A 15,224-nucleotide genomic window follows, 5' to 3' on the forward strand; every position below is an offset into this window, starting at 1 on the left:
TTGTAATGCCTTAATAATTATTGTTTTATTCTTCTGTCTGCGCACTAACCTGAATATTGCGTCCGGCAAAAGCCGCGCGCAAACGGCGTGCAAAATCCAGCGCATGTTCACCGTCACCGTGAAGACACACGGTGTCGGCAATAACGTGCGCCCATTCACCGGTGATACTGCGTACCCGATGATGCTGCACCATTTCCAGCGTCTGCGCCAACGCCTGCTCTTCGCTGTCGATAAGCGCCCCGGGCTGTGAACGCGGCACCAGGCTACCGTCAGCCAGATACCCGCGATCGGCAAATACCTCCTGCCGCGTAATCAACTTGTAATGCTGCCCGGCGCGAATTAATTCGCTCCCGGCCAGTCCGACCAGGATCAGCGCAGGATCGAAATCTCGCACCGCCCGGGCAATCGCATCGGCCAGCGGCGCCTCTTTTGCCGCCTGGTTGTAGAGCATACCGTGCGGCTTCACGTGCTTCAGTTCGCCGCCTTCCGCGCGCACGATCGCCGCCAGCGCGCCAATCTGATACAGCATCTGGGCATAAACCGTCTCCGGCGGTAGCTGCATCGCGGTGCGGCCAAAATTTTCCCGATCGGGAAAGCTGGGGTGCGCCCCGACGGCCACGCCGTTTTTCAACGCCTCGCGCACGCATTTATGCATCAATAACGCATCGCCGGCATGAAAACCGCAGGCGATATTGGCGGAGGAGACCAGCTGTAACAACGCGCTATCGCTCGCGCAGCCTTCCCCCAGATCGGCATTTAAATCAATGATCATCGCTCAGTCTCCATGCCAGTTGTTGCAGATAACGCTGCTGATCCGCACGCGCCTTCAACGCCTCTTCCAGCGTGCACGGAACAAAATGAATCGGTTGGCCCAGCGGAATTTGCGCCAGCTGGTACATATCAGCGTCGATAATGCAGGCAATACGCGGATAGCCGCCGGTGGTCTGCGCATCGTTCATCAAGACAATCGGCTGACCGTTATGCGGAACCTGTACCACCCCCGGCAGCAGGCCGTGCGAAAACATTTCGCGATCGGTGGTGCGCGTAAGCGGTTGGCCCTGCAGGCGATATCCCATCCGGTTGCTCTGGGCGCTAAGCTGCCAGGGGGAACGCCAGAACGCCCCCTGCGAGGCCCGATCAAATTCATGGTACTCCGGTCCCGGCAACGCGCGGATGCGGTTGCCGATCGGCAGTGACTTAACGCCGCGCGACGTACTGAATCGTCGCGACGCTTTCCCCAGCTTCAGCCGATCGCCATCCTGCAGGCGTCGCCCTTCAAGGCCGCCAATGCCGACTTTCAGATCGGTACAGCGCGAACCGAGCACCACCGGAACATCAATGCCCCCGGCCACCGCCAGATAGCTGCGGATCCCGTACTGCGGGGTTTTAAGCACCAGATGCTGTCCGGCCTTCGCCGCCATTCGCCAGCCAACCCATACCGGCTTGTCGTCCAGCATAGCTTCACAGGCAGCACCGGTCAGCGCAAACCAGCAGTCACGTTCAAACTGAATATCCACCTGGCCGAGCGTAATCTCCAGCGCGGCGGCATTCGCCGCATTGCCGACCAGCAGGTTGGCAATCACCAGCGAGGGTTTATCCAGCGCACCGCAGAGACTGATCCCCGACTGCCGCTGTCCTTCACGTCCGCCATCCTGTACCGAGGAGTACATTCCGGCGCGGATCATCGTCAACATACCCCCTCCTTTTGCGGTACAAAGCGGACTCGATCTCCGGAACGCAGCAGCACGGGCTCCTGACGCAGGGGATCAAAAAGCGCCAGCGGCGTACGGCCCAGCAGCTGCCATCCGCCCGGTGTCGCCAGCGGATACACGCCGGTCTGGGCGCCGCCGATGCCGACAGAGCCGGCGGGGACCCGCAGACGCGGTTCCGCATGTCGCGGCATCGCTAAACGCGCCGGCAGTCCGCCGAGATAAGGAAATCCCGGCTGGAAACCAAGAAACCACACCACGTACTCGACGGAGGCGTGCAGTTCGACCACCTGCTTTTCAGTCAACCCGCTGTGCCGCGCTACGTTCGCCAGATCGGGGCCGTCTTCGCCGCCGTAGATAACCGGAATAGTCATCAGCCGTGACGGTGGCTCCAGCGCCTCGCTCTCCTCCCACCAGCGCTGCAACTGCTCAATCGCATCCCATGCCATCTCCTGCGGATGGCGCAGCACCACGGTAATATTGTTCATCCCCGGTATCGCATCCAGGGCCTCTTCGTGATCCGCCAGTCTCTGAGCCAGGCGCCAGATACGCTTTTGACTTTCCAGCGTGACCGGGGGTTCGAGCTCCAGAACCACGGCGGTTTCGCCTAACATGTAACAACGCGCTCGCTGCACTTTTCTCTCTCTCATCAGGCCGGGTTAGGGATATCAATGAAGGTCACATCCAGATCGGTATTTTCGGTCAGCCATTCGCTCAACGCGCGAATACCGCCGCGTTCGGTGGCATGATGCCCGGCAGCATAAAAATGCAGGGACTGCTCGCGCGCGGAGTGGATAGTTTGCTCCGAGACTTCACCGGTAATAAACGCATCGACGCCAAAGCGAGCGGCGCTGTCAATAAAGCTCTGGCCACCGCCGGTACACCAGGCGACACGGGCCACTTTTTCTGCCCCGGTATCGCCGCACCACAGCGGCTTGCGTCCCAGGCGCGCCTCAATCCACGAAGCCAGCTCCAGCCCGGAAACCGGCATCGACAGCTCTCCCCACGGGACCAGCGGCTCAATTTCACCCATGACGGTGATCCCCAGCAGCTGCGCCAGCTGGACGTTATTCCCCAGTTCCGGGTGGGCATCCAGCGGCAGATGCCAGCCATAGAGATTGATATCATTTGCCAGCAGCGTCTTCAGGCGCTGGCGTTTAATGCCGCGAATCACCGGCGATTCGCCTTTCCAGAAATAACCATGATGAACTATCACCGCATCCGCCTGCAGGCGCACGGCCTCATCCAACAGCGCCTGGCTGGCGGTGACGCCGGTGACAATTTTTTGCACCGTCTCACGCCCTTCCACCTGAAGGCCATTTGGCGCGTAGTCGCTGAATGTCGCGCTATTGAGCTTTTCGTTAATCAGTTGTTCCAGTTCGCTATTTTTCATTGCCGCTCCATCAGGTCATCATTTTGTGCACAGGCATAACATAGCGGTATCCGCGTAGATCGTCGATAGCCTCTGCGCGAGAGGGGCTAGTTTGACTTTTAGCTTAATCCCGCAATTTGTCTACCCACCCCGTGATGCATTCGTGTATATTTATGCACTATTAAAGCATATTAAATAACCAGAAAGCCTTTAAGACCATGAATAACACTACCAAACCGCTATTCATGCAGAAATATCGACTTTCGTTTTACGGCAGGAACCAGGCGTTACATGAACAGACAATCATCGCAACCGCGTGCCATCTATTACGTCGTCGCGCTGCAAATTTGGGAATATTTCAGTTTTTACGGCATGCGGGCGCTGCTGATTTTGTATCTCACCAATCAGCTTAAGTACGACGATAGTCACGCCTACGCCCTCTTCAGCGCATACTGCTCTCTGGTGTACGTCACGCCGATTCTCGGCGGTTTCCTGGCCGATAAACTCCTCGGCAACCGAATCGCGGTGATGCTCGGCGCGTTGTTGATGGCCATTGGCCATCTGGTGTTGGGCGCCAGCGAAATTGCGCCGACCTTCCTCTATCTGTCGCTCGCCATCATCGTCTGCGGTTACGGATTGTTTAAATCCAACGTCAGCTGCCTGTTGGGAGAGCTGTACGAACCCACCGATCCACGCCGCGATGGCGGCTTCTCGCTGATGTATGCGGCGGGGAATATCGGTTCAATCGTCGCCCCCATCGCCTGCGGATATGTGCAGGAAGAGTACAGCTGGGCAATGGGCTTCGCCCTCGCCGCCGTCGGGATGATTGCCGGGCTGGTGATTTTCCTCTGCGGCAGCCGCCATTTTCGTCACACCTCGGGCGTCAATCGCCAGGCGCTCTGCGCGCGCCGCTTTATGCTGCCTAACTGGGGCTGGCTGCTGGTTCTGCTGATCGTGGCCCCGCTGCTGATCACCGTGCTGTTCTGGAAAGAGTGGTCGGTCTATGCGCTGATCGTGGCGACCATTGTCGGCCTGGTGGTCCTGGCCAGAATTTATCTGCGGGCAGAGACGGCCAAACAACGTAGAGACCTGCGACTCATTATTGTCCTGACCGGATTCAGCCTGCTGTTCTGGGCTTTCGCTCAACAGGGCGGCAGCTCCATCAGCCTGTATATCGACCGCTTCGTGAACCGGCATATCATGAGTTATGAGGTCCCGACCGCGATGTTCCAGTCGGTGAACGCCTTTGCGGTCATGCTCTGCGGAATGGTGCTGGCCTGGGTGGTGAAAGAGAATATTAACGGCAATCGTACCGTGCGGATCTGGGGTAAATTTGCGCTGGGTCTGGGGCTGATGAGCGCCGGCTTCTGCATTCTGACCCTGAGCGCGCGCTGGTCGGCCGCCTACGGGCACTCGTCGATGCCGCTGATGGTACTGGGTCTGGCGGTGATGGGCTTTGCCGAACTGTTTATCGACCCGGTAGCGATGTCGCAAATCACCCGCATCGAAATCCCCGGCGTGACCGGCGTGCTGACCGGCATCTATATGCTGCTCTCCGGCGCCATCGCCAACTATCTGGCCGGCGTGATTGCCGACCAGACGGCGCAGGGCGCGTTCGATGAAGCCGGTGCGACCAGCTACGCCATTGATGCCTATATTAACCTGTTCAGCCAAATCACCTGGGGGGCTTTAGCCTGCGTCGGCCTGGTGCTGGTCATCTGGCTGTATCACGCCCTGCGGGTCAGGACCCGCGCCCTGGCCGTGGAGTAAGGCTTTTACTGGCGGCCTCCCAGGCCGCCAGCGTCTCCAGCCGCGCCTGCTTGTGATCGACCAGCGGACGCGGATAGTTCAGGCTCACCCTCTGTTTATCGGCCCAAATCCACGGCTGATGCAGCGCCTTATCAGGGACATCTGCCAGCTCAGGCAGCCATTGCCGAATAAACGCCCCGCCCTTATCAAACTTCTCTCCCTGGGTGGTCGGATTAAATATACGAAAATAAGGGGCGGCGTCGGTGCCTGTCGAAGCTGCCCACTGCCAGCCGCCGTTATTCGCCGCCAGGTCGCCGTCAATCAGCCGGTTGATAAAATAGCGCTCGCCCGCGCGCCAGTCGATGCGCAGGTCCTTGACCAGAAAACTGGCGGCAATCATCCGCAGCCGATTATGCATCCACCCCGTGGCATTGAGCTGGCGCATGGCGGCATCGACGATCGGAAAACCCGTTTTCCCGGCTTGCCACGCCTCTAATCCTTGCACATCGTCCCGCCATGTCACGTTATCGGTCCAGGCAATAAACGGGCGCCCTTTACATAAGTCCGGGTAGAACACCATCAAATGCCGGTAAAACTCCCGCCAGATCAGTTCGTTCAGCCAGACGGAGCCTGCTTCACCGTCGAGCGCTGCGGGCTGCTCAGCCAGCAGTCGATGCAGGCACTGGCGCGGGGAAAGTACCCCCACGGCCAGACATGGCGACAGCCGACTGGTGCCTTCCGTGGCGGGAAAATCACGCTGCAGGTCATAATCGGCGGCTTGTTGCTGGCAGAAACGGCGCAGTCGGGCGATAGCCGTTTTCTCATCCTCGGCAAAAAGGTGGGGATCAAAAGCCTCCTGCGGATAGCCAATCTCCGGCAGCGGCGCTGGCGTCAGCGGGCCGTGGCCGCGCACCGTTGGTGCGGCCACGCACTCCGGCAGCGCCTCACGCAGTCGACGGAGAAAGGCGTTTTTAAAGGGAGTAAACACCTTATACATTTCGTGATTCCCGGTCAGCACGCTGCCGGGAGACAGTAAAAGCGCATCGTCAAACCCGTGACACACCACGCCGCTCAGCCGCTTTTCCACCGCGGCATCGCGCTGCCGCTCGTTAATTTCGTACTGATAGTTATAAAACAGGTGGCTGACCTGCTGCTGCGCGCAATAGTCAGTCAGCAGCTGGACGCTGGCCGAAAAATCCTCCGCCTCCGCCACCTGCAACGCAATTCCTCGCTCGGCGAGAGCTGACTGCAGGCTACGCAGATGGCGGACGATAAAAGCCGCCTGCCGCGGCGCCATACCGTGCTGATGCCACTGGCCCGGCGTGGCGATAAACAGCGCCAGCACGCGGGCATGCGGATCGCGACAGGCGGCGGCAAGCGCCTGGTTGTCATGGATACGTAAGTCAGCGCGAAACCAAACCAGATGAGTGGCCATAAAACTCCTGCAATCAGTAACATTCATGGATTCGATACCACCAGGCCGCGTAAGAAACCCGTACTCCGCGGGGTACGTATCAGGAAATTCAGATATAGAGTGTTGCAGGAGGCGCGCAGGCGCAAGCAGAGGTCGTCGACCCGGGCAAAAAAAAACCGCCGGAGAACCGGCGGTTATGCACTCTGGCGATGGCTGTCAGTAAAAGTCAGCGGCGGCCTTTTCAGCCTGCGCCATCCATACCGGCTGTTCGCTGGTTTTTGCCCATACGCGATGTAGCCAGCTGTAATAGCGGGCCCGGTCTTTCCAGAACAGCATCACCGGAAGTGCTGCTACGCCAGCCACGACGGCGAAAGCACGACGTAAAAAGATAACGTGAGCAGGATAAGTTTTATACAACGCCATAATTTCTCTCCCTTAGTCAGGCCGGCAAGCGACGCCGGTAAAGTGTCAATGTCTCTCTGGCTAAAATAATACCGCTTTGTATGTAATTTTACTACTCATCCGACCACTAAAAACGGCTCATTTCGCCTTTATTTACATTCATCCGGTAATTGAGTTACATAAAAGTTAAATTAATACTAATCATTGGTTAATTTGTGGTTTTGGTGATTTTTATATTTTTTTTACACCGCCCGTTCTGATTTTTGCAAAATCTTTGCACCAGAATTTCTATCCTCCGGGTAAATCGTAAAAACACCCGGAGGTGGATTGTGAGTGCAGGCGTAATTGCTGGCGTGGCGCTGGTATTCCTGTTGCTGGCCTATTTGGTCTATGCCCTGATAAATGCGGAGGCATTCTGATGGCCGCACAAGGATTTTTACTTATCGCCAGTTTTCTTCTGCTGCTAATGGTACTGGCTCGCCTGACGGGGACGTTGCTGGCGAGAATGATCAACGATACCCCGCTGCCGGTACTTGCCGGCATCGAGCGCGGCATCTGGCGGCTCTCGGGGATTCGTACCCAGGAGATGAACTGGTGCCAGTATCTGCTTGCCATTCTGCTGTTCAATGGCGTTGGGCTGGTGGTGCTGTTGGCGCTGCTGATGTCTCAGGGCGCGCTGCCGCTCAACCCTCAGCATCTTCCCGGTCTCTCATGGGATCTGGCGCTGAATACGGCGGTGAGTTTTGTCAGCAATACTAACTGGCAGGCCTATGCCGGAGAAAGTACCCTGAGCTACCTCAGCCAGATGGCCGGTCTGACGGTGCAAAACTTCCTGTCGGCGGCAACCGGCATCGCGGTGATTTTTGCCTTCACCCGCGCCTGGTCGCGTCAGCAGGTCAGCACCCTTGGTAACGCCTGGGTCGATCTCACCCGCATTACCCTATGGCTGCTGCTGCCGATTTCACTGCTGATCGCCGTGTTCTTTATTCAGCAAGGCGTGCCGCAAAACTTCCTGCCGTATCAGGCCTTCACCTCGCTGGAAGGCGTGCGTCAGTCGCTGCCAATGGGGCCGGTCGCTTCGCAGGAAGCGATCAAAATGCTCGGTACCAACGGCGGTGGATTCTTTAACGCCAACTCATCGCACCCGTTTGAAAACCCTACGGCACTGAGCAACATGGTGCAAATGCTGGCGATCTTTTTGATCCCGGCGGCGCTGTGCTTTGCCTTTGGCGACGTCGTCGGCGATCGCCGCCAGGGACACGCGATTTTGTGGGCAATGACGCTGATCTTTATCGTCTGCGTCGCGGTGGTGATGTGGGCAGAAACCCACGGTAACCCGCACCTGCTGCAGCTGGGGGCGGACAGCAGCCTGAATATGGAAGGCAAAGAGAGTCGCTTTGGCATTCTGGCCAGCAGCCTGTTCGCGGTGGTCACCACCGCCGCCTCCTGTGGCGCGGTCAACGCCATGCACGACTCCTTTACTGCATTGGGCGGCATGGTTCCCATGTGGCTGATGCAGATCGGCGAAGTGGTCTTCGGCGGCGTGGGATCGGGCCTCTACGGCATGCTGCTGTTCGTCATGCTGGCGGTATTTATCGCCGGGCTGATGATCGGCCGGACGCCGGAATATCTCGGTAAGAAGATCGATGTGCGCGAAATGAAAATGATCGCCCTGGCTATCCTCGTGACGCCCACTCTGGTCCTGCTGGGTACCGCGCTGGCGATGATGACCGATGCCGGACGCGCGGGGATGTTTAACCCGGGACCGCACGGCTTTAGCGAAGTACTGTATGCCGTCACTTCCGCCGCCAATAACAACGGCAGCGCCTTCGCCGGCCTCGGTGCAGCTACGCCATTCTGGAACCTGCTGCTGGCGTTTTGCATGCTGCTCGGCCGTTTCGCGGTCATCGTGCCGGTGATGGCTATCGCCGGTTCTCTGGTGAGTAAAAAGATCCAGCCGACCAGTTCCGGCACTCTGGCCACCCACGATGTGCTGTTTATCGGTCTGCTGATCGGTACCGTGCTGCTGGTTGGCGCCCTGACCTTTATTCCTGCCCTGGCGCTCGGCCCGTTGGCGGAACACTTCTCCTTACTTTAAGTGATGCGGAGCACCCTGTTATGAGTCGCAAACAATTAGCCCTGCTCGAGCCGACGCTGGTGCGCCAGGCGCTGCTGGATGCAGTGAAAAAACTGAGCCCGACGGTACAGTGGCGCAACCCGGTGATGTTCATCGTCTGGATCGGTAGCCTGATAACCACGCTGCTGGCCGTGGCGATGGCCAGCGGGCATCTCGCCGGCAGCGCCGCTTTTACCGCCGCCGTGAGTATCTGGCTGTGGTTTACCGTGCTGTTCGCCAACTTCGCCGAAGCGATGGCAGAAGGCCGCAGCAAAGCGCAGGCCAACAGTCTGAAAGGGGTGAAAAAAACCGCTTTTGCTCGCAAGCTGCGCGCGCCGCAGCATGATGCGCCTGTCGACCATATTCCGGCCGAGGATTTACGCAAAGGCGATGTGGTGCTGGTGGAAGCAGGCGATATTATTCCCTGCGACGGGGAAGTCATTGAAGGCGGCGCCTCGGTGGACGAAAGCGCCATCACCGGTGAATCCGCTCCGGTGATCCGTGAATCCGGCGGCGACTTTGCATCAGTCACCGGCGGGACGCGCATTCTTTCTGACTGGCTGGTGATCCGCTGTAGTGTCAACCCCGGTGAAACCTTCCTTGATCGAATGATCGCTATGGTCGAAGGCGCCCAGCGTCGCAAAACGCCGAATGAAATTGCGCTGACGATCCTGCTGATCGCCCTCACGCTGGTGTTCCTGCTGGCTACCGCCACCATCTGGCCGTTCTCCGCCTGGAGCGGCAATGCGGTCAGCGTGACGGTGCTGGTCGCACTGCTGGTGTGCCTGATTCCGACCACCATCGGCGGCCTGCTGTCGGCCATCGGCGTGGCCGGGATGAGCCGCATGCTGGGCGCCAACGTCATCGCCACCAGCGGACGCGCGGTAGAAGCCGCGGGCGACGTTGATGTCTTACTGCTGGATAAAACCGGTACGATTACCCTCGGTAACCGCCAGGCCTCCGCGTTTTTACCCGCTGAAGGCGTAGAAGAAAAAACCCTTGCCGATGCCGCCCAGCTCTCATCTCTGGCCGATGAAACGCCGGAAGGCCGCAGCATCGTGGTACTGGCAAAACAGCGCTTCAACCTGCGCGAGCGCGATCTGCAGTCGCTGCACGCGACCTTCGTCCCCTTCACCGCCCAGACGCGTATGAGCGGGATTAATATCGATCGGCGGATGATCCGCAAAGGCTCCGTCGACGCCATTCGTCGCCATGTCGAGGCCAACGGCGGCCACTTCCCGGCGGACGTCGACCAACAGGTGGAAGATGTTGCCCGTCAGGGGGCGACACCGCTGGTGGTCGCGGAAGGCGAACGCGTGCTGGGGGTTATTTCGCTGAAAGATATCGTTAAAGGCGGGATTAAGGAGCGCTTCGCTCAACTGCGGAAGATGGGCATTAAAACGGTAATGATTACCGGCGATAACCGCCTCACCGCAGCGGCGATTGCCGCTGAAGCGGGCGTCGATGATTTCCTTGCCGAAGCGACGCCGGAAGCCAAACTGGCGCTGATCCGTCAGTACCAGTCCGAAGGCCGTCTGGTGGCGATGACCGGCGACGGTACCAATGATGCCCCGGCGCTGGCTCAGGCCGATGTCGCGGTGGCGATGAACTCCGGTACCCAGGCGGCAAAAGAGGCGGGCAACATGGTGGACCTCGACTCCAACCCGACCAAACTGATCGAAGTGGTGCATATCGGTAAGCAGATGCTGATGACCCGTGGGTCGTTGACTACCTTCAGTATTGCCAACGACGTGGCGAAGTACTTTGCCATTATTCCGGCCGCCTTTGCCGCCGTTTATCCGCAGCTGGCCATGCTCAACGTCATGCACCTGCATTCGCCTGCCTCGGCGATTCTGAGCGCGGTTATCTTTAACGCGCTGATTATCGTCTTCCTGATCCCGCTGGCGCTGAAGGGCGTGAGCTATCGCCCGCTGTCGGCTTCGGCGATGCTGCGCCGTAATCTGTGGGTCTATGGCCTGGGCGGGCTGCTGGTGCCATTTATCGGTATTAAAGCTATCGATCTGTTACTGACCCTGACCGGGCTGCTGTGAGGAAAATACCATGTCATTCATTCGACCGGCACTTGTGCTATTTATTCTGTTAACGCTCCTCACCGGTGGCGTCTATCCGCTGCTGACGACGGCTCTTGGGCAGTGGTGGTTCCCGCAGCAGGCAAACGGCTCACTGATCCGGATCGGCGGCGAAGTCCGCGGTTCCAGCCTGATTGGCCAGAATTTTACCGCGGCGGGTTATTTCCAGGGGCGCCCTTCGGCGACCGCTGAAACGCCGTACAATCCGCTCGCCTCCGGCGGCAGTAATCTGGCCGCCAGCAACCCGGCGCTGGATAAGGCCGTCAGCGAACGCGTGCAGGCGCTACGTCTCGCCAACCCGGAAGCTGACCCGCGCGTGCCGGTAGAACTGGTGACAACGTCGGCAAGCGGGCTGGATAATAACCTCACGCCGACGGCAGCGCTCTGGCAGGTACCGCGCGTCGCGAAGGCCCGTAATCTGCGTATTGAGCAAGTCACTCGCCTGGTAAATGAGGCGACGCAAACGCCGCTGGCCAGTTTTCTCGGCCAGCCTGTGGTAAATATAGTGCAACTGAATATGGCGCTGGATGCCCTGAAGGATAAGTAAAATGAGTGACGAGCCGCTGCGCCCGGACCCGGACCGCCTGCTGCAACATACCAGCGAGCCGCATCGCGGCAAGCTAAAAGTGTTCTTTGGCGCCTGCGCAGGCGTCGGTAAAACCTGGGCTATGTTGGCGGAAGCGCAGCGGCTGCGCGCCCAGGGGCTGGATATTCTGATCGGCGTGGCGGAAACCCACGGGCGGAAAGAGACCGCGGCGATGCTGGAAGGGCTCAGCACCCTCCCCCAGCGCCGCTTCTCTCATCGTGGGCGTTACGTCCACGAATTCGATCTCGACGCCGCGCTGGCGCGCCGGCCGGCGCTGATCCTGGTTGATGAACTGGCGCACAGCAATGCGCCAAGCTCGCGCCACCCCAAACGCTGGCAGGATGTCGACGAGCTTCTCGATGCCGGTATCGATGTTTTTACCACCGTGAACGTCCAGCACCTCGAAAGCCTGAACGATGTCGTCAGCGGCATTACCGGCGTTCAGGTGCGCGAAACCGTCCCCGATCCCTTTTTTGACGCCGCCGACGATGTTGTGCTGGTCGACCTGCCTCCTGACGATCTTCGTCAGCGCCTGAATGAAGGCAAGGTCTATATCGGCGGCCAGGCGGAGCGGGCTATTGAAAACTTTTTCCGCAAAGGAAACCTGATTGCCCTGCGTGAGCTGGCTTTGCGCCGGACCGCCGATCGGGTCGATGAACAGATGCGCGCCTGGCGCGACCGCCAGGGGCAGGAAAAGGTCTGGCATACCCGCGACACCCTTCTGCTGTGCATCGGCCATAATACCGGCAGTGAAAAACTGGTGCGCGCCGCCGCGCGACTGGCCGCACGATTTGGCAGTATCTGGCATGCGGTTTACGTCGAAACGCCTTCCCTGCACCGTCTGCCGGAAGCGAAACGGCGGGCCATTCTGGCCGCCCTGCGCCTCGCGCAGGAGTTAGGGGCGGAAACAGCCACGCTCTCCGACCCGTCCGAAGAGAAAGCCGTACTGCACTACGCCCGCGAGCACAATCTGGGCAAAATCGTGATTGGCCGTCAGGGAAAACGCCGCTGGTGGAACCGCAGCGGATTCGCCGATCGCCTGGCGCGTGACGCGCCCGACCTCGATCTGGTGGTCATCGCCCTTGATGAGAAAAGCGCCCCGCTGCCCTCGCGGGCCAGCGACAGTCGTACCACCATGGAGAAGTGGCGCTTGCAAATCCAGGGCTGCCTGGTGGCGCTGGCGCTCTGCGCGGTCATTACGCTGGTGGCGATGCAGTGGCTGGTGGCCTTTGAAGCGGCCAACCTGGTCATGCTCTACCTGCTTGGCGTGGTGATTATCGCGCTGCTATACGGCCGCTGGCCGTCGGTGCTGGCGACGGTTATCAACGTGGTCAGCTTCGACCTGTTCTTTGTTTCGCCGCGCGGCACGCTGGCGGTTTCCGACGTACAATACCTGCTGACCTTTGGCGTCATGCTGACCGTCGGCCTGCTGATTGGGAATCTCACTGCCGGCGTCCGCTATCAGGCCCGCGTGGCGCGTTATCGTGAGCAGCGCACCCGCCATCTGTATGAGATGTCAAAAGCGCTGGCGGTCGGGCGCAGCGAGGATGACATTGCCTCGACCAGCGAGCGCTTTATCGCCTCCACGTTCCAGGCCCGCGGGCAGCTGCTGCTCCCGAACAGTAGCGGCAAACTGCACCCGCTCACCCACCAGCCGGGGCTGACCTCGTGGGACGATGCCATCGCCCGCTGGAGCTTCGATAAGGGCCAGCCCGCCGGTGCCGGTACCGATACGCTGCCCGGCGTTCCCTATCAAATCTTACCGCTGAAAAGCGCCGCCCGGACCTGGGGACTGCTGGTAGTGGAACCCGAAAACCTGCGTCAGCTGATGATTCCTGAGCAGCAGCGCCTGCTGGAAACCTTTACGCTACTGGTCGCCAGCGCGCTGGAGCGGCTGACGCTCACCGCCAGCGAAGAGCAGGCCCGACTCAACAGTGAGCGGGAGAGCCTGCGCAACTCGCTGCTGGCGGCACTCTCCCATGATTTGCGCACGCCGTTGACCGTTCTCTTCGGGCAGGCGGAAATTCTGACGCTCGACCTCGCCAGCGAAGGCTCGAAACATGCTCCGCAGGCCAATGAAATTCGTCAACACGTGCTGAATACGACCCGGCTGGTCAATAATCTGCTGGATATGGCACGCATTCAGTCCGGCGGATTTAACTTACATAAAGAGTGGCTGACGCTCGAAGAGGTGATCGGCAGCGCCCTGCGCATGCTGGAACCGGGGCTCGGCGGGCAGCATATTCAGCTGGCGCTGCCCGATCCGCTGCTGCTGGTTCATGTCGACGGCCCGCTGTTTGAACGGGTGCTGATTAACCTGCTGGAGAATGCGTTGAAATATGCCGGCTCGAAGGCGCAGATCGGCATTACGGCGCAGGCTGATGAGCAGCAGCTGCGCTTAGAGGTGTGGGATAATGGTCCCGGGATCCCAACGGGTCAGGAACAGGCTATCTTTGATAAGTTCTCCCGCGGACATAAAGAGTCGGCGATCCCTGGCGTCGGGTTGGGTCTGGCCATCTGTCGTGCGATTGTTGAAGTGCACGGCGGTACGATTAGCGCTCATACGCGACCAGAGGGCGGTGCCTGCTTCCGTGTTACACTCCCCAGGGAAACGGCCCCGGAACTGGATGAATGGACCGGAGCGGCATAACGCTGCCCCGGCCGAATGCCCGCGAGGCGCTGCTGCGCGCCTGCCCGGACTACCGCCGGCGAGAGTATCCTGAGCAAGGCGTTAGCCGCGTTCCGGGCGCTTCTGAAGGAGAGGGTTCTATCTGTCTGAACGGGAATAACGGGTGATAAACGTACTGATTATTGAAGATGAACATGCTATCCGTCGCTTTCTGCGCACCGCGCTGGAAGCCGACGGTATGCGCGTATTTGAAGCCGATACCCTGCAACGGGGCCTTATTGAGGCTGCAACCCGCAAACCTGATGTAGTCATCCTCGATCTCGGGCTACCCGATGGCGACGGCAATGAGTTTATTCGCGACGTGCGCCAGTGGAGTCAGATGCCAATTATCGTGCTGTCGGCCCGTACCGAGGAGCACGATAAAATTGCCGCGCTGGACGCCGGCGCCGATGACTATCTTAGTAAGCCCTTTGGCATTGGCGAGCTGCAGGCGCGCTTGAGAGTTGCGATGCGCCGACATGCCGGCGCGCAAGCCGACGAGCCGCTGGTGCGCTTCGCCGATATCGAAGTCGATATTCCCGCCCGCCGCATCGTACGCGGTGACGAAGAGCTCCACCTGACGCCGATTGAATTTCGTCTGCTGGTGGTGCTGTTAAATAATCCCGGCAAGGTCCTCACCCAGCGCCAGTTGCTCAATCAGGTGTGGGGGCCAAATGCGGTGGAACACAGCCATTATTTACGCATTTACATGGGGCATCTGCGGCAAAAGCTGGAGGTCGATCCGGCGCGCCCGCAGCATTTACTGACCGAAACGGGGATCGGCTATCGGTTTATGCCGTAGCGCGACTCCTGTCGCCATCCTGCGGGCTCCACCGATAAAGCAGGAAAACATCTGCGAACGGCGGAATGGCGCCATAAAAAAGGGTCCCATGATGACCATGGAACCCTTCTACGTCACTCCGCGGATCAACCGCCTTTTAAAAGGGCGACAATCCCCTGAGAATGCCTGTTCGTTTCACCTGACTCAGGCGTTTTTCAGCACTTCGCTGACGATTTCCACCGCTTCTTTCTCGATCTGCTTACGATGTGCTTCACCGAGGAAGCTCTCGCAGTAGATCTTGTAAGCGTCTTCCGTACCTGACGGACGTGCGGCGAAC

The 15,224-nt window shown here is 59.4% G+C and carries 14 protein-coding genes; 7 read left to right on the forward strand and 7 right to left on the reverse strand.

What is annotated here, in order from left to right; translation table 11 throughout:
- Window positions 1-25 precede the first annotated feature (25 nt).
- From pxpA to BV390_RS04075, 4 genes are read right to left on the reverse strand one after another with little or no spacing between them, the layout of a single operon-like run.
- The gene (gene pxpA, locus BV390_RS04060; RefSeq protein WP_032688806.1) at window positions 26-772 is read right to left on the reverse strand and encodes a 5-oxoprolinase subunit PxpA; all 747 of its coding nucleotides are present in this window, start codon (window positions 770-772) and stop codon (window positions 26-28) included.
- Window positions 762-1,694 carry a 5-oxoprolinase subunit PxpC gene (gene pxpC, locus BV390_RS04065; RefSeq protein WP_046852915.1) on the reverse strand — a complete coding sequence of 311 codons (933 nt, stop codon included), beginning with the start codon at window positions 1,692-1,694 and terminating at the stop codon, window positions 762-764. The genes pxpA and pxpC overlap by 11 nt, the downstream gene beginning before the upstream one ends.
- Complete coding sequence (gene pxpB / locus BV390_RS04070) at window positions 1,688-2,344, reverse strand: 5-oxoprolinase subunit PxpB (RefSeq protein ID WP_032688997.1); 657 nt, start codon at window positions 2,342-2,344, stop codon at window positions 1,688-1,690. Before pxpB ends, pxpC begins: the two co-directional genes overlap by 7 nt.
- A 14-nt stretch (window positions 2,345-2,358) precedes the next feature.
- Complete coding sequence (locus tag BV390_RS04075) at window positions 2,359-3,102, reverse strand: type 2 GTP cyclohydrolase I (RefSeq protein WP_032688809.1); 744 nt, start codon at window positions 3,100-3,102, stop codon at window positions 2,359-2,361.
- A gap of 270 nt (window positions 3,103-3,372) precedes the next feature.
- Here BV390_RS04075 and dtpD point away from each other — a divergent pair, with 270 nt between their 5' ends.
- Window positions 3,373-4,851 carry a dipeptide permease DtpD gene (dtpD, locus tag BV390_RS04080; protein WP_085396624.1) on the forward strand — a complete coding sequence of 493 codons (1,479 nt, stop codon included), beginning with the start codon at window positions 3,373-3,375 and terminating at the stop codon, window positions 4,849-4,851.
- On the opposite strand, the gene phrB is transcribed toward dtpD, so the two are convergent.
- The gene (phrB, locus tag BV390_RS04085; RefSeq protein ID WP_085396625.1) at window positions 4,823-6,265 is read right to left on the reverse strand and encodes a deoxyribodipyrimidine photo-lyase; all 1,443 of its coding nucleotides are present in this window, start codon (window positions 6,263-6,265) and stop codon (window positions 4,823-4,825) included. The genes dtpD and phrB overlap by 29 nt on opposite strands.
- A 195-nt stretch (window positions 6,266-6,460) precedes the next feature.
- Window positions 6,461-6,667, reverse strand: coding sequence for a DUF2517 family protein (locus BV390_RS04090; protein WP_032688813.1), 207 nt, complete (start codon window positions 6,665-6,667; stop codon window positions 6,461-6,463).
- Window positions 6,668-6,975: 308 nt separating this feature from the next.
- On the opposite strand from BV390_RS04090, the gene kdpF reads away from it, so the two are divergent.
- The 6 genes from kdpF to kdpE all read left to right on the forward strand — a co-directional run bounded on the left by kdpF (window position 6,976) and on the right by kdpE (window position 14,908).
- Window positions 6,976-7,065, forward strand: a complete 90-nt coding sequence (gene kdpF, locus BV390_RS04095) for a K(+)-transporting ATPase subunit F (RefSeq protein WP_015584874.1) — start codon at window positions 6,976-6,978, stop codon at window positions 7,063-7,065.
- The gene (kdpA, locus tag BV390_RS04100) at window positions 7,065-8,744 is read left to right on the forward strand and encodes a potassium-transporting ATPase subunit KdpA (RefSeq protein WP_032688816.1); all 1,680 of its coding nucleotides are present in this window, start codon (window positions 7,065-7,067) and stop codon (window positions 8,742-8,744) included. Before kdpF ends, kdpA begins: the two co-directional genes overlap by 1 nt.
- Before the next feature lie 20 nt (window positions 8,745-8,764).
- Window positions 8,765-10,813 carry a potassium-transporting ATPase subunit KdpB gene (gene kdpB, locus BV390_RS04105; protein ID WP_032688817.1) on the forward strand — a complete coding sequence of 683 codons (2,049 nt, stop codon included), beginning with the start codon at window positions 8,765-8,767 and terminating at the stop codon, window positions 10,811-10,813.
- 10 nt (window positions 10,814-10,823) lie between these two features.
- Window positions 10,824-11,399 (forward strand): potassium-transporting ATPase subunit KdpC, encoded by a 576-nt coding sequence (kdpC, locus tag BV390_RS04110; RefSeq protein WP_032697735.1) that lies wholly within the window; start codon window positions 10,824-10,826, stop codon window positions 11,397-11,399.
- Between the two features lies 1 nt (window position 11,400).
- Entirely contained in the window at window positions 11,401-14,088 is a 2,688-nt protein-coding gene (gene kdpD / locus BV390_RS04115; RefSeq protein ID WP_085396626.1) for a two-component system sensor histidine kinase KdpD, read from the forward strand.
- A gap of 142 nt (window positions 14,089-14,230) precedes the next feature.
- A complete protein-coding gene (kdpE, locus tag BV390_RS04120) occupies window positions 14,231-14,908 on the forward strand; it encodes a two-component system response regulator KdpE (RefSeq protein ID WP_032688820.1) in 678 nt (225 codons plus the stop codon).
- A gap of 183 nt (window positions 14,909-15,091) precedes the next feature.
- On the opposite strand, the gene BV390_RS04125 is transcribed toward kdpE, so the two are convergent.
- On the reverse strand, window positions 15,092-15,224 hold a 133-nt coding region (locus BV390_RS04125), incomplete at its 5' end, for a hypothetical protein (RefSeq protein ID WP_168185408.1).

The sequence above is a fragment of the Klebsiella sp. YJ genome (genome assembly GCF_002108615.1).
Classification (GTDB): Bacteria; Pseudomonadota; Gammaproteobacteria; order Enterobacterales; family Enterobacteriaceae; genus Klebsiella; species Klebsiella planticola.

Excerpts from the sequence above, each read along its gene's own strand:
- kdpD (WP_085396626.1), top strand. The coding sequence starts at position 11,401 with ATGAGTGACGAGCCGCTGCGCCCGGACCCGGACCGCCTGCTGCAACAT.
- pxpA (WP_032688806.1), bottom strand. The coding sequence starts at position 772 with ATGATCATTGATTTAAATGCCGATCTGGGGGAAGGCTGCGCGAGCGAT.
- kdpA (WP_032688816.1), top strand. The coding sequence starts at position 7,065 with ATGGCCGCACAAGGATTTTTACTTATCGCCAGTTTTCTTCTGCTGCTA.
- pxpC (WP_046852915.1), bottom strand. The coding sequence starts at position 1,694 with ATGTTGACGATGATCCGCGCCGGAATGTACTCCTCGGTACAGGATGGC.
- dtpD (WP_085396624.1), top strand. The coding sequence starts at position 3,373 with ATGAACAGACAATCATCGCAACCGCGTGCCATCTATTACGTCGTCGCG.
- BV390_RS04090 (WP_032688813.1), bottom strand. The coding sequence starts at position 6,667 with ATGGCGTTGTATAAAACTTATCCTGCTCACGTTATCTTTTTACGTCGT.
- kdpC (WP_032697735.1), top strand. The coding sequence starts at position 10,824 with ATGTCATTCATTCGACCGGCACTTGTGCTATTTATTCTGTTAACGCTC.
- phrB (WP_085396625.1), bottom strand. The coding sequence starts at position 6,265 with ATGGCCACTCATCTGGTTTGGTTTCGCGCTGACTTACGTATCCATGAC.
- BV390_RS04075 (WP_032688809.1), bottom strand. The coding sequence starts at position 3,102 with ATGAAAAATAGCGAACTGGAACAACTGATTAACGAAAAGCTCAATAGC.
- kdpB (WP_032688817.1), top strand. The coding sequence starts at position 8,765 with ATGAGTCGCAAACAATTAGCCCTGCTCGAGCCGACGCTGGTGCGCCAG.